Origin of the sequence: Sphingomonas canadensis, from assembly GCF_026013525.1 — a bacterium.
In the GTDB taxonomy this organism is placed as follows: Bacteria; Pseudomonadota; Alphaproteobacteria; order Sphingomonadales; family Sphingomonadaceae; genus Sphingomonas; species Sphingomonas canadensis.
Genome location: NZ_JAPDRA010000004.1, coordinates 232,784 through 250,891 on the forward strand (window position 1 = coordinate 232,784; position 18,108 = coordinate 250,891).

Below are 18,108 nucleotides of genomic sequence, written 5' to 3' on the forward strand. Positions count from 1 at the left end.
ATCGAGGCGTCATGCAGCGTGAACGGATATTTCCGGCTCCGCCTCGGCAAAGAACCCACGGCTTCCCTTTTCACGCGGGTCGTCAGCTTTTGACCCCCGCTTGCGCGTGCCCCCTGTGCGGCGCGCGCCGGCCGCATATCGCAAAGGTTTCCAATGCAATTCTCCGAACTCGGCCTGTCCCAGGCCGTTCTCGCCGCGCTTGCCGTCAAGGGCTATGCGCAGGCTACCCCGATCCAGGCGCAGGCGATCCCCGCGCTGCTCCAGGGCCGCGACCTGCTCGGCATCGCCCAGACGGGCACCGGCAAGACCGCCGCCTTCATGCTCCCCTCGATCGACCGGCTGGTGGCCAGCGGCAAGCGCGCCCAGCCGCGCGGCTGCCGCATGCTCGTCCTCGCCCCCACCCGCGAGCTGGCGGCCCAGATCGCCCAGAGCGCGCGCGACTATTCGCAGGGCACGGGGCTGCGCATCGCCACCGTGTTCGGCGGCACCTCGGTCCACAAGAACAAGACCGATCTGGCCCGCGGCGTCGACGTGCTCGTCGCCACGCCGGGCCGCCTCGTCGATCTGATCGACCAATGCTACGCGATCCTGATGGGCATCGAGATCTTCGTGCTCGACGAGGCCGACCAGATGATGGACCTCGGCTTCATCCACGCGCTGCGCCGGATCGTGAAGGAGCTGCCGGCCAAGCGCCAGTCGCTGTTCTTCTCCGCCACCATGCCCAAGGCGATCCGCGAGCTGGCCGGCCAGTTCCTGAAGGCCGATCCGGTGGAGGTGAAGGTGACCCCCGTCGCCACCACCGCCGAGCGCGTCGAGCAGCAGGTGACCTATATCCAGCAGAAGGAGAAGCAGGCGCTGCTCACCCTGATGCTGCGCAGCGAGCCGATCGATCGCGCGCTGGTGTTCACCCGCACCAAGCATGGCGCCGACCGCGTCGTCCGCCTGCTCGCCGCCAACGGCGTCGCCGCCAACGCGATCCACGGCAACAAGAGCCAGCCGCAGCGCGAGCGCGCGCTGGGCGAGTTCCGCGCGGGCAAGGTGCCGATCCTGGTCGCCACCGATATCGCCGCGCGCGGCATCGACGTGTCCGGCGTCAGCCACGTCTTCAACTTCGAGCTGCCCAATGTGCCCGAGCAATATGTCCACCGCATCGGCCGCACCGCGCGCGCCGGCAATGACGGCATCGCGATCAGCTTCTGCGCCGACGACGAGCGGCCCTATCTGCGCGATATCGAGAAGCTGACGCGCCAGCGCCTCGCCGTGCGTCCGCTGCCGGAGGGCTTCGTCGCCGCCGCCGCCACGCTCTCGAACAAGCCCGCGCCGGCGCCGATGAGCCGCGACGAGGCCAACGGCCGCCGCGGCCGCGCGATGCAGTCGCAGCGCCAGGATCGCCCGAGCCGCCAGGATCGCGGGCCGGACCGCAGCCAGGATCGCGGCCCCCGCGCCAATCCGCTCCGCGGCGCCGATGGCGCCCCGCGCTCCGATCAGCCGCGCCGCAGCGATGCCCCGCGCGCCGACCAGCCCCGCGGCGAGCCTCGCGGCGACGCCCCGCGCAACTATGCCCGCCCCAAGCGCAAGTGGCACGCCAAGCCCGCGAACGGCGGCGGCCAGCGCAACCAGGGCGGCCGCCGCTAGAACGGCGACTCCGGCCGGATGCCGGGCTCCCCTGCGAAGGCAGGGGAGCCGGCCCGCTTCGATCGACGTGAAATCCACGCTTCGGCGGGGTGCGTTTGACCTGGCCCGTTCACCACGAGCTGGTCGAAAGGCGCGTCCCCCAAGCGCATGGCCCGTGGATGGCCGCCCTTCGACGAGCTCAGGGCGAACGGTTGCGCCCCCCGATCAGCCCCCGTTGGCGCGGAACAGCGCCAGCGTGCGCTCACGCGCGATGCGGGCGCTTTCGGCGTCGTAATCGGCCCGCGCGTCGCAGTTGAAACCGTGCCCGGCCTCATAGACGAACACTTCGGTGTTGCGCGGCCCGGATGCGATCAGCTTCTCGACGCCCTCGATCGGGATGCCATGGTCGTGCCGTCCGAAATGCAGGATGGTGGGGCATCGCGGCTCCAGCTCCGCCGCGCCGGGCACCATCGATCCGTAATAGCCCGATGCCGCCGCCAGCCCCTCAAGCTGCGCCGCCGCGAACCACGCCACCGATCCGCCATAGCAATAGCCGGTCAGGAACACCGGCCCCTGCGCCTTCAGCGCATCGATGCAGGTCTGCGTATCGGCCAGCGTCAGCGCGAAAGGATGCAGCTCGCGCGCCAGCGTCCGCCCCTCGGCGATGCCCGCGGCGTCATAGCCGGTCTCGAACCCCGGCCGCTCGCGATCGAACACCGCCGGGGCCAGCACCTCATATCCGTCCGCCGCATAGCCGTCCGCCACCGCGCGGATATGCGGGTTCACGCCGAAGATCTCCTGGATCACCACCAGCCCGCCCCGCCGCACGCCCTGCGCGGGAACATGATAGACGCCGATCGTGGCGCCATCGGCCATGGTCATCGCGATCATCGGCATGGCTGCGCTCCCCCGGTCACCGCCGCCCGTCGCGCTCGGAATCATCGTAGAGCGCCGCCTGGATCCGCTGGACACGGTCGATGCCCCGGCTCGCCTCGTTACCGCGGCCGCCGATCAGCGGATCGGCGCGGCGGTAATAGGCCAGCGCCTGCTCATATTCCCCGGCCGCCTCGGCGCACAGGCCCAGATCGAACAGGATCGAGGGGTGGCCCGGCGCCGCCGCGTCGATCGCCGCCCATTCCTGGCACGCCCCGGGGCGGTTGCGCTCGGACGTCTTCATGCTCGCGCGGAAGCGCTTGGCCAGGTCCTTGGGCAACCCCTTGGGCGTTTCGCGATAGCGGATCGAATAGCGTTCCCAGCGCGGCACGATCTCCACGCGCACCTGCGCCGCAATGGCGTTGATCATCCGCGTGATGCTCTCCTCCACGGTGGACGCCGGCCGCTCGCCCGCGCCGTGGCACCAGCTCTGCTCCTCGCGCAGCGGCTTGGAGGTGGAATAGACGATGCGCCCGTCGGTGGTGCGGGTGATGCGCAGATCGGCGTTGAGGTTGATCACGCGCCGCGTGCAATCGACCTCCTTCTCCACCTCCTTGATGCACTTCTTGTTGGCGTCGCGCTCGGCGCAGTCCTTGTCCTTGCGCTTCCAGTAATTGTCCTCGACGCCGCTGGAGACCGCGCCGGAAAGCACGCCCTCGGCATTGCCGGGGCCGCGCCGCGATCCGCCGATCAGGTCGAAATGCACCTCGCCGCGCGCATCGGGCTGGGAAAGCGCGCGCTCGATCGCGAAGCCCAGCGCCCCGCCGTCGCGCCCGTGCAGCCGGTCGATCGACAGCGACAGCAGCATCGCCGCGTCGCGATAGGCCGCGGGGAAGCGCCCGACCATGAAGGCCTCCTCCGCCTGCGCGGGCGCGGGGAGCGCCGCCAGCATGAGCCCCGCCGTCAGCGCGATCCAAGAACGCCTTGCCACGATCCATCCCCCTCGTCGTTTGCGATGCGTCACGACAGTTGCAGCGGACGCGCGGACAGGCAAGCCCGGCGTGCCGCCCGGCCGCGGTTCGCCGCGCCTTGCGGCCCGGGCCGCGCGATGCCGCCGCGCGTGGCCGCGGTGCCGACTCGGGTTGCATCCCCCGTCCCCCGATGCTAGGCGCGCGCCAACCCATCGGGGGCGCCTCATATATGGATGCCGTCCCCAGCTCGCATGGGGCCAATTCCTGCTCCCTATGAGGAAACCGAACGCGTGGAGATTTCCAGCGGCAATATTGGCGGTATCCAGGCCAGCTTGAGCGGACGCTATGCGACCGCGCTGTTCGAGCTGGCCCGCGATGCGAAGGAACTGCCCAAGGTAGAGGCCAGCCTGGCCACCGTGGCCAAGGCGCTCGATGAATCGGCCGATTTCCGGTCGCTCACCGCCAGCCCGCTGGTCAGCCGCGCCGACGCCGCCCGGGCGATCGCCGCCACCGCCGCCGTGCTGAAGCTGGACGGCACCACGGCGAACTTCCTGGGCGTGCTGGCACAGAACCGCCGGCTGGGCCAGCTTCCCGCCGTGATCCGCGCCTTCCGCATGCTCGCCGCCGCCCATCGCGGCGAGGTGAGCGCCCAGGTGACGAGCGCGCATCCGCTTTCCAAGGATCAGGTCGATACGCTCAAGGCGCAGTTGCGCTCGCGCGTCGGCCGTGACGTCACCGTCGACCTTTCGGTCGATCCCTCGCTGCTTGGCGGCCTGGTCGTGAAGATCGGCAGCCAGATGATCGACAGCTCGATCAAGACCCGTCTCAACTCCCTCGCCCAGGCGATGAAAGGCTGAAAATGGACATCCGCGCCGCTGAAATCTCGAAGGTCATCAAGGACCAGATCGCCAGCTTCGGCACCGAGGCCCAGGTCTCGGAAACCGGCCAGGTGCTGTCGGTGGGTGACGGCATCGCCCGCATCCACGGTCTCGACAACGTCCAGGCCGGCGAGATGGTCGAGTTCGCCAACGGCGTGAAGGGCATGGCCCTCAACCTCGAAGCCGACAACGTCGGCGTCGTGATCTTCGGCTCGGACGCCGAAATCCGCGAGGGCGACACGGTGAAGCGCACCGAGACGATCGTGGACGTGCCGGTGGGCAAGGGCCTGCTGGGCCGCGTGGTCGACGCGCTGGGCAACCCGATCGACGGCAAGGGCCCGATCGAGGCCGCCGAGCGCCGCCGCGTCGAGGTGAAGGCGCCGGGCATCATCCCGCGCAAGTCGGTGAACGAGCCGATGCAGACCGGCCTCAAGGCGCTCGACGCGCTGGTGCCCGTCGGCCGCGGCCAGCGCGAGCTGATCATCGGCGACCGCCAGACCGGCAAGACCGCCGTCGCGATCGACACCTTCATCAACCAGAAGGCGACCAACGCCGGCAGCGACGACAGCAAGAAGCTGTTCTGCATCTACGTCGCCGTCGGCCAGAAGCGCTCGACCGTGGCGCAGATCGTCCGCGCGCTCGAAGAAAATGGCGCGATGGAATATTCGATCGTCGTCGCCGCCACCGCTTCGGAGCCGGCGCCGCTCCAGTTCCTCGCGCCCTACACCGGCTGCGCGATGGGCGAATATTTCCGCGACAACGGCATGCACGCCGTGATCGTCTATGACGATCTGTCGAAGCAGGCGGTGGCCTATCGCCAGATGTCGCTGCTGCTGCGCCGCCCGCCGGGCCGCGAAGCCTATCCGGGCGACGTCTTCTATCTCCACTCGCGCCTGCTGGAGCGCGCGGCGAAGATGAACGACGCCAACGGCAACGGCTCGCTCACCGCGCTGCCGATCATCGAGACCCAGGCGGGCGACGTGTCGGCCTATATCCCGACCAACGTGATCTCGATCACCGACGGCCAGATCTTCCTTGAGACCGATCTGTTCTTCGCGGGCATCCGCCCGGCCATCAACGTCGGCCTTTCGGTCAGCCGCGTCGGCTCCGCCGCGCAGACCAAGGCGATGAAGAAGGTCGCGGGATCGATCAAGCTGGAGCTGGCGCAGTATCGCGAGATGGCCGCCTTCGCCCAGTTCGGCTCGGACCTCGACGCTTCGACCCAGAAGCTGCTCAACCGCGGCGCGCGCCTGACCGAGCTGCTCAAGCAGCCGCAGTTCAGCCCGCTGCCGTTCGAGGAGCAGGTGGTGTCGATCTTCGCCGGCACCCAGGGCTTCATCGACGGCATCGCGGTCACCGACGTGGTGCGCTACGAGGCCGCGATGCTCGCGCATTTCCGCACGGCCCACGCCGATGTGCTGAAGGACATCCGCGAGACCAAGGATCTCTCGGACGCCACCCGCGCCAAGCTGAAGGACGCGCTCGACGCCTTCGGCAAGACGTTCGCGTAACGCGAGGCAGCAACCCGAACCCCGTTCGCCCTGAGCTTGTCGAAGGGCGGTCCTTCTTCCCCGGCGGAAGGCAAGGACAGAACGGGGCTTCGACAGGCTCAGCCCGAACGGGGTTAGTGGAAACGGAATGGCAAGTCTCAAGGCCCTGAAAATCCGGATCGGCTCGGTCAAGTCGACCCAGAAGATCACCAAGGCGATGAAGATGGTCGCCGCCGCGAAGCTGCGCCGCGCGCAGGAGGCAGCCGAGGCCGGCCGCCCCTATGCCCAGCGCCTGGAGGCGGTGGTGGCCAGCCTGGCGTCCAAGGTGACCGTCAGCGAATCCTCGCCGAAGCTGCTCGCCGGCACCGGCAAGGATCAGGTCCACATGCTGGTCGTCGCGACCAGCGACAAGGGCCTGGCCGGCGCGTTCAACACCAACATCGCTCGCCTGGCCCGGCGCCACGCGCAGGAGCTGCTCGCCGCGGGCAAGACGGTGAAGATCTACACGATCGGCCGCAAGGGCCGCGCCGTGCTCAACCGCCAGTTCCGCGACAAGCTGGTCCACAGCATCGAGCCGGGCGATCTGGGCAAGCTGACCTTCGCCGATGCGCGCGGCTATGCCGGCGATCTGATCGCCCGCTACGAAGCCGGCGAGTTCGACGTGGCGACGCTGTTCTATTCGACCTTCAAGACGGTGCTGACGCAGGAACCCACCGCGCAGCAGATCATCCCCGTCGCCATCCCCGCGCCCGCCGCGGAGACCGGCGCCGCCGCGGCCACCGAATATGAGCCCGACGAGGCGGAGATCCTGGCCGATCTGCTGCCGCGCAACGTTGCGATCCAGCTTTTCCGCGCCATGCGCGAGAATGCGGCGTCGGAACAGGGTTCGAAGATGACGGCGATGGACAACGCCACGCGCAACGCGGGCGACCTGATCAACCGCCTCACCATCGAATACAACCGCAGCCGCCAGGCCGCGATCACCACCGAGCTGGTCGAGATCATCTCGGGGGCCGAGGCGCTCTGATGCGTATCGCCGCCGCCCTTCTGCTCGGAACGCTCGCCGCGGGGTGCAACGCCCCCGCGCCGCAGCAGACCGTGCAGCAGAACGACGCGGCGCGCGCCGAGGAGTTGAAGGACGTCAACGGCTGGGATCGCGTGTTCGGCGCCCCCGATGCCGCGATCGGCGGTGCCAACCAGTTCGGCTTCCGCCCCACGCCCTATGCCGCAGAAGGCACGGGCTTCGCGTCCAAGGGCGGGCCGGTGATGGTGGCGGGCAGCATGTCGAAGACGCCCAACACCGCCAGCTTCGCCGCCCGCGGCGCCGCCGCCGGCAAGATCGACACCATCCTGTTCAGCCTCTCGATCGGCGACCAGAAGACCGCGAAGGACGCGCGCAAGCGCTTCGCCGCGATCGTGCGCGACTATCTGTTCCAGTCGAAGATCGAAGCCGACGCGCTGATGCCCGCACTGGAACAGGGCGTCGCCGCGCGCGGCGACCTGACCGGCACGCCCTACGCCATCGACGCGGACAAGGATCGCGTCGCAATCACTTTCACCAGGAACGGGGCGGAAGCCCCCGCCAACAGCAAGCCCCAAGGAAACTGACATGGCAACCGCAGCCACGAAGACCGCAGCCAAGCCCGCCGCCGCCCGCAAGCCGCGCGCGCCCGCCAAGCCGAAGGCCGATGCCGGGACGACCGCGGCCGCGCCGGTGACGACGAACAACGTCGGCCGCGTCAGCCAGGTCATCGGCGCCGTCGTCGACGTGGCCTTCGAGAGCCACCTGCCGGCGATCCTTTCGGCGCTGGAGACCGAGAACAACGGCAACAAGCTGGTGCTCGAAGTCGCGCAGCACCTGGGCGAGAACACCGTCCGCACGATCGCGATGGACTCGACCGAAGGCCTGACCCGCGGCCAGATCGTGACCGACACCGGATCGCAGATCCGCGTGCCCGTCGGCCCGAAGACGCTGGGCCGCATCCTGAACGTGATCGGCGAGCCGATCGACGAGCGTGGCCCGGTGGGCAACACCGAGACCGCCCCGATCCACGCCGAGGCCCCGCTGTTCATCGACCAGTCGACCGACGCCAGCATCCTGGTGACGGGCATCAAGGTCATCGATCTGCTCGCGCCTTATGCGAAGGGCGGCAAGATCGGCCTGTTCGGCGGCGCCGGCGTGGGCAAGACCGTGCTGATCCAGGAGCTGATCAACAACATCGCGAAGGGCCATGGCGGCACCTCCGTGTTCGCGGGCGTGGGCGAGCGCACCCGTGAGGGCAACGACCTCTACCACGAATTCCTCGAAGCGGGCGTCATCGCCACCGACGCGGACGGCAACGCCACGTCGGAGGGTTCGAAGGTGGCGCTGGTCTATGGCCAGATGAACGAGCCGCCGGGGGCGCGTGCCCGCGTCGCGCTGTCGGGCCTGACGATCGCCGAATATTTCCGCGACGTCGAAGGCCAGGACGTGCTGTTCTTCGTCGACAACATCTTCCGCTTCACCCAGGCGGGCGCCGAGGTGTCGGCGCTTCTGGGCCGCATCCCCTCGGCCGTGGGCTATCAGCCGACGCTGTCGACCGACATGGGCGCGCTGCAGGAGCGCATCACCTCGACCAACAAGGGCTCGATCACCTCGGTGCAGGCGATCTACGTGCCGGCCGACGACCTTACCGATCCGGCGCCGGCCACCTCGTTCGCCCACCTGGACGCCACCACCGTGCTGTCGCGCGCGATCTCGGAGCTGGGCATCTACCCGGCCGTGGACCCGCTCGACTCGACCAGCCGCGTGCTGGAGCCGCGCGTCGTGGGCCAGGAGCATTATGAGACCGCCCGCGCCGTCCAGGCGATCCTGCAGAAGTACAAGTCGCTGCAGGACATCATCGCGATCCTGGGCATGGACGAGCTTTCGGAAGAGGATAAGCTGACCGTCGCCCGCGCGCGCAAGATCCAGCGCTTCCTCAGCCAGCCGTTCCACGTCGCCGAAGTGTTCACCGGCATCCCCGGCAAATTCGTGCAGATCGAGGACACCATCAAGTCGTTCAAGGCGGTGGTCGAGGGCGAGTACGACCATCTGCCGGAAGCCGCCTTCTACATGGTCGGCGGCATCGACGAGGCCGTGGCCAAGGCGCAGAAGCTGGCCGAGGAGGCTTGACGACCGTGCTGTGCCGGATCGCCGCCGCGGCGCTTGGCCTTGCGCTGCTGCCCGCGACGGCGGCGGCGCAGTCCAACGTGCGCCCGGTGGACGAGACGGCGGCGGACCTCGCCTATGGGCTGTGCCCGCTGTTCCTGGCGGGCCAGCTCACGCTCGATGATCCCCAGGTTTCCGATCGCGGCTTTTCCGACCAGATCGAGACGATCCCGGACGAGGGCCTGGGCGATTTCCAGGCGGTGAAGGCCAATCTGGCCGACGGCGACGTGCTGTTCGGCGGTGCCAACGGCAATCGCTGCGTGGTCACCGTGCGCAACACCACCGCCGATCGCCTGGCCGCGGTATGGGCCACGCTGCACAAGAACATGGCCTATTCCGGCCTGCCCTATAAGCTCGATCCCAAGAGCTCGGGCGAGGAAGGCAGCGACAAGGTGGAAACCTGGCGCGCAGACCTGGGCACCGGCCAGTTCCTCTATCTCGCGCTGGTTTCCTCCGGCGGCCGGATTCCACTGGTCAGCGCGCAACTTTTCCTTAGGGATGAATGACATGCCCCTGCACTTCGAACTCGTGACGCCTGAGAAGCTGGTCCGTTCGGAGGACGTCCACATGGTGGTCGTTCCCGGCACCGAGGGCGATTTCGGCGTGCTGGAAGGCCATGCCCCGGTCATGTCCACGATCCGCGACGGCAACCTTGAGATCTACAAGGCCGGAGCCTCCACGCCGGAGATCATCCGCATCGAGGGCGGCTTCGCGGAGGTCAACGACAAGGGCCTGACGGTCCTCGCCGAAAAGGCGGCCTGAGCGCGCCGCCGCGCCCGCGCGCGCGGCCGGCGACGCTGGATTGCGGACAATGCAAAGGGCGGGGCCTCGGCACCCGCCCTTTTGCTTGTCCGGCGATCGGCTTCGCCGGCTGGGGCCGGGTGCGTTCGACCTGGCCCGATGAACCCGATTCTGGCCGCGGGCGCGATACTCTGAACTCCGCGAAGGCGGCGCCCTGGGATCAGTCCGCCGCGCGCAGATAGCGCCAGCGCATCGGCTTGCTCCCGTCCGCCAGCGCGATCTCGGCGTTCAGCGAATCGCCTTCGCGCCAATAGCGGATGCGCTGGGGATAATCATGGCCGGGGTTGGCGAAGGTGATCGCCCGGTCCCCGCCCGCTGCCGCGCGAAAGGCCACCGCCGCGCCGCCGCCCGGCTGCGCGGTATAGACCGGCACCGCGCCCTCCAGCGTCACGCGCAGATATTCGAAGCTCACCGTCCGCCCGCCCTTCACGGTCTGCGAGCTGCCCAGCATCATCCCGCCCGCGGGCGCGCTCCAGCGTTCGCAGGTGATGGCGGCGGCGCCCTCCGTACACCAGGTCCCGGCCATCCACGCCGGCATCGGCACGGCCTCCTGTGCGGGCGCGGCGCCCGCGATCATCGGGGCGGCGGCAAGGGCGATCAGGCTGCGCATGGGGTCTTCTCCTCCGGTCTGTCCGCGCGATACCGCCGCATCGCCCGCGCTGGCTTGAACCCATGCGACATGGCAGGCTGGCGCGATGGACTATGCCGAACTGCCGCTGCCCCGGGAACTGGACGGCCTTGTCGCCGCCGTCTGGACCGCCAGCGTGCCCGCCGACGCGCCCGAATGGACGGTGAGCGAAGTGGTGCCCGACGGCAATCTGGAGCTGATCCGCCGCCACGCCGGCCGATCCTTCTGGATGCGCGATCAGCCGCCGCTGTTCGCCGCCGGTCTCTGCACCCGCCCGGTGGGCCTGCGGCTGGGCGCGGGCGCGCGCTTCACCGGGGTGAAGCTGTGGCCCTGGGCGTGGCAGGCGCTGGGCGGGCCTTGCCCCGCCGGCTTCGTCAACGATTGGATCGCGCTGGGCGAGGACGCGCCGGCCGCCGTGATCCTGCCGCCCGATGACGATGCGGTGATCGCGGCGCTGGTCCGCGCCTTCGCGGACATCGCCGTGCCGCCGCTGGGCCGCGCGCTGATGGCGGGGGCGGGCGTCGGCCAGGCGGCGCAGGCGGCGGGCATCCCGCTCCGCCGCCTCCAGCGCCACTTCGCCGGCCATTATGGCATGCCGCCGCGCGCCTATCTGCGGCTGCTGCGGCTGCGCGGTGCGCTGGCGGGGATGCAGGCGGACGATTCGCCGCTGGCCGATACCGCCGCGGCCCAGGGCTATGCCGATCAGGCGCATATGGCGCGCGATTTCCGTACCATCGCCGGCATCGCCCCCAGCGCCGCCCGGGCGCGGGCGCGCGGCCCCTTCGTTTGAACCCGTGCCGCTGCGGGGGACGTGGTTAGGCAATTGTCAAACCTTGCCCCCTAGGGTCCGGACCTGCGCAGGGATCCCGGGGGGTTAAGAGCTTTCGATGAGTGCTTTCGGTCGACGCAGTGGACTGGGGGGAGGCTCTGGCAGCCGGCCCGCGTTCGGTGTCGCGCGGCCGATGCAGGGCGGCCCCACCGCCCGCCCGCTCGATCTGCCCCCGCCTCCGGGCGGCGAACAGTTCCCGCCGATCAACAGCGTTCCCCTGCCCGGCAGCGCCGCCGCGCCGCCCGCGCCGATGCCGATGTCCGATGGTGACGGCACCGGCCCGGCGACCGGCGAGGCGATGGCCCGGCTCAACGAGCGCCAGGCAGCATCGGGCGACGCCAGCAGTTCGCGGATGGAAGGCTTCGAGGCCTCGGTCCACCGCATCAAGGAACAGGTCCTCCCGCGCCTTCTGGAGCGCGTCGATCCGGAGGCCGCCGCCACGCTCAGCAAGGACGAGCTGGCCGAGGAATTCCGCCCGATCATCGGCGAGGTGCTCGCCGAGCTGAAGCTGACGCTCAACCGCCGCGAGCAGTTCGCGCTCGAAAAGGTGCTGGTCGACGAGCTGCTCGGCCTGGGGCCGCTCGAAGAGCTGCTGGCCGATCCGGCGGTCAGCGACATCATGGTCAACGGCCCCGACCAGACCTATGTCGAGCGCAAGGGCAAGCTGGAGCTGGCCAACATCCAGTTCCGCGACGAGGAGCATCTGTTCCAGATCGCCCAGCGCATCTGCAACTCGGTCGGCCGCCGCGTCGACCAGACCACGCCGCTGGCCGACGCCCGCCTGAAGGACGGCAGCCGCGTCAACGTGATCGTGCCGCCGCTGTCGCTGCGCGGCACCGCCATCTCGATCCGTAAGTTCTCCGCCAAGCCGATCACGCTGGACATGATGGCCCAGGGCGGGTCGATGTCGCAGAAGATGGCCACCGCGCTGAAGATCGCGGGCGCCAGCCGCTTCAACGTCGTCATCTCCGGCGGCACCGGCTCGGGCAAGACGACGATGCTGAACGCGCTGTCGAAGATGATCGACCCGGGCGAGCGCGTGCTGACGATCGAGGACGCCGCCGAGCTCCGGCTTCAGCAGCCGCACTGGCTGCCGCTCGAAACGCGCCCGCCGAACCTGGAGGGCCAGGGCGAGGTCACCATCCGCGATCTCGTCAAGAACGCGCTGCGTATGCGCCCGGACCGCATCATCCTGGGCGAGATCCGCGGCAGCGAGTGTTTCGACATGCTCGCCGCCATGAACACCGGCCACGACGGGTCGATGTGTACGCTCCACTCGAACAGCCCCCGCGAGGCGCTGGCGCGTATGGAGAACATGGTGATGATGTCCGACATCAAGGTGCCGAAGGAGGCGATCAGCCGCCAGATCGCGGACTCGGTCGATCTCATCATCCAGGTGAAGCGCCTGCGCGACGGCAGCCGCCGTGTGACCAACGTCACCGAGGTGATCGGCATGGAAGGCCCGGTGATCGTCACCCAGGAGCTGTTCAAGTTCGAGTATCTGGACGAGAGCGCCGACGGCAAGATCATCGGCGAATACCGTTCGATGGGCCTGCGCCCCTACACGCTCGACAAGGCCAAGCAGTTCGGCTTCGATCAGGCGCTGCTCGAAGCCTGCCTCTGATCCTCCGGCCGGCGGGCCGGCGCCGCCTGAACAGCCCAGCCCCTACCCCGCCCCGTGCAGTGCCAGGCTGACCGCGATCAGCGCGGAGAACAGCGCGGCGAACTGGATCAGCATCCACGGCATCCAGCCGACGGCGTTCAGGTCGGTGCGCTTGCGCCGCCGGTGCTCGGCAATTCCGCTTGCCGCCGCCACGGCCAGCAACAATCCGGCCACGCTCCACGAATAGGATTGCATCGTCCCCGCCCGCCGATCAGTTTCGGCGGAACAGATAGGTATGGAGAGAGCATGCGCCACCCCCTGATGATCGCCGCGGCCGCATTGGGCGCCTTCGTCGCGATCGCCGCCGCCCCGGCCCCCGCCGATCCCGATCTGGAAGCCGCGCTGAAGGCTCCCACCCGCAGCGCCGCCAACATGGCGCGCGACCGCTATCGCCACCCGGCGGAGACACTCGCCTTCTTCGGCGTGAAGCCCGGTCACACGATCGTGGAGATCTGGCCCGGCGGCGGCTGGTATACCGAGATCCTGGCGCCCTATACCCGCGGCAAGGGCACGCTCTATGGCACCGGCATCTGGCCCGATCAGCTCAAGGGGCTGCAGGCGAAGCAGGCTGCCGATCCCGCCGCCTATGGCCATGTGAAGCTCGCCGCCTTCCCGGTTTTCGCGGACAGCGATCCGCGCGTGCCGGCGGGCAGCGCCGACGTGGTGCTCACCTTCCGCAACGTCCACAACTGGCGGATGGGCTATCAGCGCGACGGCAAGGATTATTCGGCCGAGGCGTTCCGCCAGATGTTCGCGATGCTGAAGCCCGGCGGCATCCTGGGCGTGGTCGATCACCGCCTGCCCGAAGACGCCAGCGAAGAGCGCGAGTTGAAGAGCGGCTATATCAAGGTATCGACCGTGAAGCGGCTGGCGGCGGAGGCGGGCTTCGTCTTCGTCGCCGCGTCCGAGGTCAACGCCAACCCGCTCGACACCGCCGACTGGAAGGACGGCGTGTGGACGCTCCCGCCCGTGCTGCGGCTGAAGGAGGTCGATCGTGACAAGTATCTCGCGATCGGCGAGAGTGACCGGATGACGCTGAAGTTCCGCAAGCCGTGATCCTCGTTCGCCCGGCGCTCGCCGCCCTGTCCGCCGCCGCCCTGCTGGCGCTCGTGCCCGCCGGGGCCGGTGCGCGCACGCCCGGGCCGGCAACCGCCCAGGACGCGCCGGCGGACTTCGATCCGGCGCTGATCGACCGCTGGTTCCCGCTGGCGCATCCGGATAGCTGGGCGCTGCTGGTGGAGGTGAGGATCAACGGGCGCGCGGCGCTGGCGCTGATCGACTCCGCGACGCCGACGACGATTATCGACGCGGGCTTCGTCCGCGACCAGCGGCTCCCGGTCCGCACGCTCTATGCCGCGGAAAAGGAAGGCGAGGAATCGATCGAGGGCGCCACGCTGCGCACCCTCACCTTCGGCGCGGCGCGCATCTTTTCCGCCGACATTCCGATGACCGATCTGTCGGGCGCGATAAAGGCCGTGGGCTATCCCGTGGCGCTGGTGATCGGCACCGACATGCTGCGCAATCTGGCGCTGGAGTTCGACTTCGACGGCAAGCGCATGCGCGTCCAGCCTTCGGGCACCCCGCCACCCGAAGGAATTGAGCTGCCGCTGGCGATCGATTCGAACACGGGCATCCCGCTGGTCACGGTCGATCTGGCGGCCACGCGCATCGGCGGCATCGTGGTCGCCTCCAGCGGCGGCGAGGGGCTCACCATATCGAGCGCGATATGGCGCCAGCTCCCGCTCGACGGCGCCCGCGTCACCGATGTGCGCGTGGGCGACGGCGAGGATATGATCCGCCCTTTCACGCGCGTGCCCGCGCTGCTCGGCCCGATCGACCTGGGGCGGCTGGAGGTGCTGGCGAACGATTCCCAGTCCGTGATCGCCAATCTGGGCGCCAACGGGGTGCTGGCCACCGGCACGCTGCGCCCGCGCTACAACCTGTTCCTCGATCCCGGCGGCGGGGTGATGGTGCTCGGCCCGCGCAGCAAGCCGGAGGAGGTCCGGCAGCCCGGCAAGATCGGCATCCAGGGCGACACCAGCGACGATGGCTTCAAGATCGTCCATGTCATGCGCAACTCGCCGGGCGAGGCCGCCGGGCTGCGCGCGGGCGATGCGGTGTGCATTGTCAACGGCGAGCGCGTCCGCGCCTCCTGGGTCGGCACGCCGAAGGACGATTGGGGCAAGGCGCCGGACGGCACCAAGGTATCGCTCGGCCTGTGCGACGGCCGCAGCGTCGTGGTCACGCTCAGCGAGTTCTACTGACCGGGGGCGCGGCGCCCCCGGTCCGTCACTTGCCCAGCTTTTCGATCTTGTCCTGCAGCCGCGAAAGCTCCGCTTTCAGCGCGGCGACATCGTCGTCCTTGCCCTCGCCCGAAGCGGCGGCCGAGGCCGGGGCCGGGGCCGGGGCCGTACCGGGCTTGAACGCGCTGGTCGCGGCCTCGAACATCGCCATGTTGCGCTTGGCGATCTCCGCGAAGGGCGAGTTGGCGAACGCGCCCTCGACCGCGCTCTTGAACTGCTCCTGGTTGCGGCGGAAGCTCTCCATGGAGGCCTCCAGATAGCCCGGCACCATCGCCTGCATCGAATCGCCGTACAGCGCGATCAACTGGCGCAGGAAGTTGACCGGCAGCATCTGCGAACCGCGTGCTTCCTCTTCCATGATGATCTGGGTGAGCACGTTGTGCGTGATGTCGTCCTCGGTCTTGGCGTCTATGACCTTGAAATCACGCCCCTCGCGCGTCATCGCCGCGAGGTGGTCGAGCGTGATATAGGACGACGTCTCGGTGTTGTAGAGGCGCCGGTTCGCGTACTTCTTGATGATGACCGGACCTTCGCCGGGAGTCGCTTTTTTCATGGAGCCCTCGCGTGTGACGGAAACATGTCTATCACCTTTCCATTCCGCACCGCAACACGGTCCGCGTCCACTTCCGCTCTTTCTTGAGCTGCTGCGCAGCGAAACCGCAGCATCGCCCGAACGCAGGGCTCGCGCCCTCGCCGGGCTGGCCGCATATCAGGCCGCCCGGCGCCCGGAATCCCGCGCCCTGCCCGCCCCGGTGGCCAGCGCCGGCCGGGCAATGCTGCGCGATTATGGCGGCTCCGGCCCGCCGCTGGTGTTCGTCCCCTCGCTGATCAACCCGCCCTTCATCCTGGACCTGTCGGAAGAAACCTCGCTGCTGCGCTGGCTGGCGGGCCAGGGCGTGCGCCCGCTGCTCGTCGACTGGGGCAGTCCGGGGCCGGGCGAGCGCGCGCAGGATATCGACGCGCATATCGCGGAGCTGTTGATTCCGCTGCTCGATTCGCTCGGCGAGCCCCCCGTGCTGGCGGGCTATTGCCTGGGCGGCACGATCGCGATGGCGGCGGCCAGCCTGCGCGCGGTGCGCGGCCTGGCGATGATCGCCGCGCCCTGGCGCTTCACCCGCTATGGCGCGGCGGCGCGCGCCGGGATCGCCGGGCTGTGGAATGCGGCCCGGCCCGCGTGCGAGGCGCTGGGCCTGGTGCCGATGGAGGTGCTCCAGTCGGGCTTCTGGCAGCTCGATCCCGCCCGCACGATCACCAAGTACGAGCATTTCGCCGGGCTGGAGCCCGACGGCCCCGCCGCCCGCGCCTTCGTCGCGCTGGAGGACTGGGCCAACGGCGGCGCACCACTCACCTACGCTGCGGGGCAGCAGATGTTCGAACGGCTGCTGATCGCCGATCGCCCCGGCCGCGCGCGCTGGTGGATCGGCGGGCGGCGGATATTGCCGGGCACGCTCGGCTGTCCCGCGGTCGAGTTCGTTTCCGCCAACGACCGGATCGTGCCCGCCGCCACCGCCATCGGCCTGCCGGATCTGCGCACGATCCGTTCCGGCCATGTCGGCATGATCGTGGGCAGCCGCGCCCGCGCCGAACTGTGGGAACCGCTGCGCGACTGGACATTGCAGGCCGCGCGCACCAGATAGCGCACCGCAACATCACCCCGCAGGAGCGCCCTTATGGCCAGCCCGACCGACATCGTCATCACCGCCGCGAAGCGCACGCCCGTCGGCTCCTTCCTCGGCGCCTTCGCGGGCGTTCCCGCGCACGAGCTGGGCCGCACCGCGATCGAGGCGGCGCTCGCCCAGGCCGGCGTGAAGGGCGAGGAAGTGTCCGAGGTGATCCTGGGTCAGGTGCTCACCGCCGCCCAGGGCCAGAACCCCGCCCGCCAGGCCTCGATGGCCGCGGGGGTGCCCAAGGAGGTGCCCGCCTGGGGCGTCAACCAGGTGTGCGGATCGGGCCTGCGCGCCGTCGCGCTCGCCGCCCAGGCGGTGGCGAACGGCGACGCGACCATCGTCGTCGCGGGCGGGCAGGAGAGCATGTCGCTCAGCGCGCATGCCCAGAACATGCGCCCCGGCACCAAGATGGGCGATGTCGCGCTGGTCGACACGATGATCAAGGACGGCCTGACCGACGTGTTCAACGGCTATCACATGGGCATCACCGCCGAGAATCTGGCCGAGCAATATCAGGTGACCCGCGGCGAGCAGGACGCCTTCGCGGTGCGCTCGCAGAACCTGGCCGAGGCCGCGCGCGCCGAGGGGCGCTTCAAGGACGAGATCGCGCCGGTGACCGTGAAGGGCCGCAAGGGCGATGTGGTGGTCGATCAGGACGAATATATCCGCGCCGGCGCCACGATCGACGGCGTGTCGGGCCTGCGCCCGGCGTTCAAGAAGGACGGCAGCGTCACCGCCGCCAACGCCAGCGGCCTGAACGACGGCGCCGCCGCGCTGGTGGTGATGACCCGCGCCGAAGCCGAGAAGCGCGGCGCCCCCGTGCTGGCGCGCATCGTGAGCTGGGCCAGTGCGGGTGTCGATCCGTCGATCATGGGCATCGGCCCGGTCCCCGCCAGCCGCAAGGCGCTGGAAAAGGCGGGCTGGACCGTCGCCGACCTCGACCTGGTGGAAGCCAATGAGGCGTTCGCGGCACAGGCGCTGGCCGTGGGCAAGGACATGGGCTGGGACGCGGACAAGGTGAACGTCAACGGCGGCGCGATCGCCATCGGCCATCCCATCGGCGCCAGCGGCGCGCGCGTGCTCACCACGCTGCTCTACGAGCTTCAGCGCCGCGACGCACACAAGGGGCTCGCGACGTTGTGCATCGGCGGCGGCATGGGCATCGCGATGTGCGTGGAACGTTAGCAGGCGCACCCGAATC

Annotated in this window: 19 protein-coding genes; 14 read left to right on the forward strand and 5 right to left on the reverse strand. The window is 69.4% G+C overall.

Annotated features, from left to right (window positions below; translation table 11 throughout):
- The first annotated feature begins 153 nt into the window (after positions 1-153).
- Positions 154-1,635 (forward strand): DEAD/DEAH box helicase, encoded by a 1,482-nt coding sequence (locus OM513_RS10760; RefSeq protein ID WP_264944224.1) that lies wholly within the window; start codon positions 154-156, stop codon positions 1,633-1,635.
- A gap of 204 nt (positions 1,636-1,839) precedes the next feature.
- On the opposite strand, the gene OM513_RS10765 is transcribed toward OM513_RS10760, so the two are convergent.
- Together OM513_RS10765 and OM513_RS10770 are read right to left on the reverse strand one after the other, a co-directional pair.
- Positions 1,840-2,511 (reverse strand): dienelactone hydrolase family protein, encoded by a 672-nt coding sequence (locus tag OM513_RS10765; protein ID WP_264944226.1) that lies wholly within the window; start codon positions 2,509-2,511, stop codon positions 1,840-1,842.
- A gap of 16 nt (positions 2,512-2,527) precedes the next feature.
- Entirely contained in the window at positions 2,528-3,478 is a 951-nt protein-coding gene (locus OM513_RS10770) for a tetratricopeptide repeat protein (protein ID WP_264944227.1), read from the reverse strand.
- A 231-nt stretch (positions 3,479-3,709) separates the two neighbouring features.
- Between OM513_RS10770 and OM513_RS10775 the strand changes: the two genes are divergently transcribed.
- The 7 genes from OM513_RS10775 to OM513_RS10805 all read left to right on the forward strand — a co-directional run bounded on the left by OM513_RS10775 (position 3,710) and on the right by OM513_RS10805 (position 9,778).
- Positions 3,710-4,315, forward strand: a complete 606-nt coding sequence (locus tag OM513_RS10775; protein ID WP_264944229.1) for a F0F1 ATP synthase subunit delta — start codon at positions 3,710-3,712, stop codon at positions 4,313-4,315.
- A 2-nt stretch (positions 4,316-4,317) separates the two neighbouring features.
- Entirely contained in the window at positions 4,318-5,847 is a 1,530-nt protein-coding gene (atpA, locus tag OM513_RS10780) for a F0F1 ATP synthase subunit alpha (RefSeq protein WP_264944230.1), read from the forward strand.
- A 127-nt stretch (positions 5,848-5,974) separates the two neighbouring features.
- Positions 5,975-6,853, forward strand: coding sequence for a F0F1 ATP synthase subunit gamma (locus tag OM513_RS10785; protein WP_264944232.1), 879 nt, complete (start codon positions 5,975-5,977; stop codon positions 6,851-6,853).
- The gene (locus OM513_RS10790) at positions 6,853-7,434 is read left to right on the forward strand and encodes a hypothetical protein (RefSeq protein ID WP_264944233.1); all 582 of its coding nucleotides are present in this window, start codon (positions 6,853-6,855) and stop codon (positions 7,432-7,434) included. Before OM513_RS10785 ends, OM513_RS10790 begins: the two co-directional genes overlap by 1 nt.
- Position 7,435: 1 nt before the next feature.
- On the forward strand, positions 7,436-8,980 hold the full coding sequence (gene atpD / locus OM513_RS10795; RefSeq protein WP_264944234.1) for a F0F1 ATP synthase subunit beta: 1,545 nt from the start codon (positions 7,436-7,438) through the stop codon (positions 8,978-8,980).
- On the forward strand, positions 8,977-9,522 hold the full coding sequence (locus OM513_RS10800; RefSeq protein WP_264944235.1) for a hypothetical protein: 546 nt from the start codon (positions 8,977-8,979) through the stop codon (positions 9,520-9,522). Before atpD ends, OM513_RS10800 begins: the two co-directional genes overlap by 4 nt.
- Before the next feature lies 1 nt (position 9,523).
- Positions 9,524-9,778 (forward strand): ATP synthase F1 subunit epsilon, encoded by a 255-nt coding sequence (locus tag OM513_RS10805; RefSeq protein ID WP_264944236.1) that lies wholly within the window; start codon positions 9,524-9,526, stop codon positions 9,776-9,778.
- 199 nt (positions 9,779-9,977) lie between these two features.
- Here OM513_RS10805 and OM513_RS10810 read toward each other — a convergent pair whose 3' ends face one another.
- On the reverse strand, positions 9,978-10,427 hold the full coding sequence (locus OM513_RS10810; protein ID WP_264944237.1) for a DUF6265 family protein: 450 nt from the start codon (positions 10,425-10,427) through the stop codon (positions 9,978-9,980).
- A gap of 85 nt (positions 10,428-10,512) precedes the next feature.
- Here OM513_RS10810 and OM513_RS10815 point away from each other — a divergent pair, with 85 nt between their 5' ends.
- Both OM513_RS10815 and OM513_RS10820 read left to right on the forward strand, forming a co-directional pair.
- Positions 10,513-11,235: a helix-turn-helix domain-containing protein gene (locus OM513_RS10815; RefSeq protein ID WP_264944238.1), complete on the forward strand. Its 723-nt coding sequence runs from the start codon at positions 10,513-10,515 to the stop codon at positions 11,233-11,235.
- Between the two features lie 97 nt (positions 11,236-11,332).
- On the forward strand, positions 11,333-12,898 hold the full coding sequence (locus tag OM513_RS10820) for a CpaF family protein (protein WP_264944239.1): 1,566 nt from the start codon (positions 11,333-11,335) through the stop codon (positions 12,896-12,898).
- A 42-nt stretch (positions 12,899-12,940) separates the two neighbouring features.
- Here the strand turns inward: OM513_RS10820 and OM513_RS10825 are convergent, their stop codons facing one another.
- Positions 12,941-13,132 (reverse strand): hypothetical protein, encoded by a 192-nt coding sequence (locus tag OM513_RS10825; protein ID WP_264944240.1) that lies wholly within the window; start codon positions 13,130-13,132, stop codon positions 12,941-12,943.
- 51 nt (positions 13,133-13,183) lie between these two features.
- Between OM513_RS10825 and OM513_RS10830 the strand changes: the two genes are divergently transcribed.
- Entirely contained in the window at positions 13,184-13,993 is an 810-nt protein-coding gene (locus tag OM513_RS10830) for a class I SAM-dependent methyltransferase (RefSeq protein WP_380916307.1), read from the forward strand.
- Positions 13,990-15,201 (forward strand): PDZ domain-containing protein, encoded by a 1,212-nt coding sequence (locus OM513_RS10835; protein ID WP_264944241.1) that lies wholly within the window; start codon positions 13,990-13,992, stop codon positions 15,199-15,201. The genes OM513_RS10830 and OM513_RS10835 overlap by 4 nt, the downstream gene beginning before the upstream one ends.
- Before the next feature lie 25 nt (positions 15,202-15,226).
- On the opposite strand, the gene phaR is transcribed toward OM513_RS10835, so the two are convergent.
- On the reverse strand, positions 15,227-15,793 hold the full coding sequence (gene phaR, locus OM513_RS10840) for a polyhydroxyalkanoate synthesis repressor PhaR (protein WP_264944242.1): 567 nt from the start codon (positions 15,791-15,793) through the stop codon (positions 15,227-15,229).
- On the opposite strand from phaR, the gene OM513_RS10845 reads away from it, so the two are divergent.
- A complete protein-coding gene (locus OM513_RS10845) occupies positions 15,792-16,877 on the forward strand; it encodes an alpha/beta fold hydrolase (protein WP_380916306.1) in 1,086 nt (361 codons plus the stop codon). The genes phaR and OM513_RS10845 overlap by 2 nt on opposite strands.
- A 33-nt stretch (positions 16,878-16,910) precedes the next feature.
- Positions 16,911-18,092, forward strand: coding sequence for an acetyl-CoA C-acetyltransferase (locus tag OM513_RS10850; protein ID WP_264944244.1), 1,182 nt, complete (start codon positions 16,911-16,913; stop codon positions 18,090-18,092).
- The last annotated feature ends 16 nt before the right edge of the window (positions 18,093-18,108 follow it).

Excerpts from the sequence above, each read along its gene's own strand:
- OM513_RS10760 (WP_264944224.1), top strand. The coding sequence starts at position 154 with ATGCAATTCTCCGAACTCGGCCTGTCCCAGGCCGTTCTCGCCGCGCTT.
- OM513_RS10765 (WP_264944226.1), bottom strand. The coding sequence starts at position 2,511 with ATGCCGATGATCGCGATGACCATGGCCGATGGCGCCACGATCGGCGTC.
- OM513_RS10775 (WP_264944229.1), top strand. The coding sequence starts at position 3,710 with ATGGGGCCAATTCCTGCTCCCTATGAGGAAACCGAACGCGTGGAGATT.
- atpA (WP_264944230.1), top strand. The coding sequence starts at position 4,318 with ATGGACATCCGCGCCGCTGAAATCTCGAAGGTCATCAAGGACCAGATC.
- OM513_RS10785 (WP_264944232.1), top strand. The coding sequence starts at position 5,975 with ATGGCAAGTCTCAAGGCCCTGAAAATCCGGATCGGCTCGGTCAAGTCG.
- OM513_RS10790 (WP_264944233.1), top strand. The coding sequence starts at position 6,853 with ATGCGTATCGCCGCCGCCCTTCTGCTCGGAACGCTCGCCGCGGGGTGC.
- atpD (WP_264944234.1), top strand. The coding sequence starts at position 7,436 with ATGGCAACCGCAGCCACGAAGACCGCAGCCAAGCCCGCCGCCGCCCGC.
- OM513_RS10805 (WP_264944236.1), top strand. The coding sequence starts at position 9,524 with ATGCCCCTGCACTTCGAACTCGTGACGCCTGAGAAGCTGGTCCGTTCG.
- OM513_RS10810 (WP_264944237.1), bottom strand. The coding sequence starts at position 10,427 with ATGCGCAGCCTGATCGCCCTTGCCGCCGCCCCGATGATCGCGGGCGCC.
- OM513_RS10815 (WP_264944238.1), top strand. The coding sequence starts at position 10,513 with ATGGACTATGCCGAACTGCCGCTGCCCCGGGAACTGGACGGCCTTGTC.
- OM513_RS10820 (WP_264944239.1), top strand. The coding sequence starts at position 11,333 with ATGAGTGCTTTCGGTCGACGCAGTGGACTGGGGGGAGGCTCTGGCAGC.
- OM513_RS10825 (WP_264944240.1), bottom strand. The coding sequence starts at position 13,132 with ATGCAATCCTATTCGTGGAGCGTGGCCGGATTGTTGCTGGCCGTGGCG.
- OM513_RS10830 (WP_380916307.1), top strand. The coding sequence starts at position 13,184 with ATGCGCCACCCCCTGATGATCGCCGCGGCCGCATTGGGCGCCTTCGTC.
- OM513_RS10845 (WP_380916306.1), top strand. The coding sequence starts at position 15,792 with ATGGAGCCCTCGCGTGTGACGGAAACATGTCTATCACCTTTCCATTCC.
- phaR (WP_264944242.1), bottom strand. The coding sequence starts at position 15,793 with ATGAAAAAAGCGACTCCCGGCGAAGGTCCGGTCATCATCAAGAAGTAC.
- OM513_RS10850 (WP_264944244.1), top strand. The coding sequence starts at position 16,911 with ATGGCCAGCCCGACCGACATCGTCATCACCGCCGCGAAGCGCACGCCC.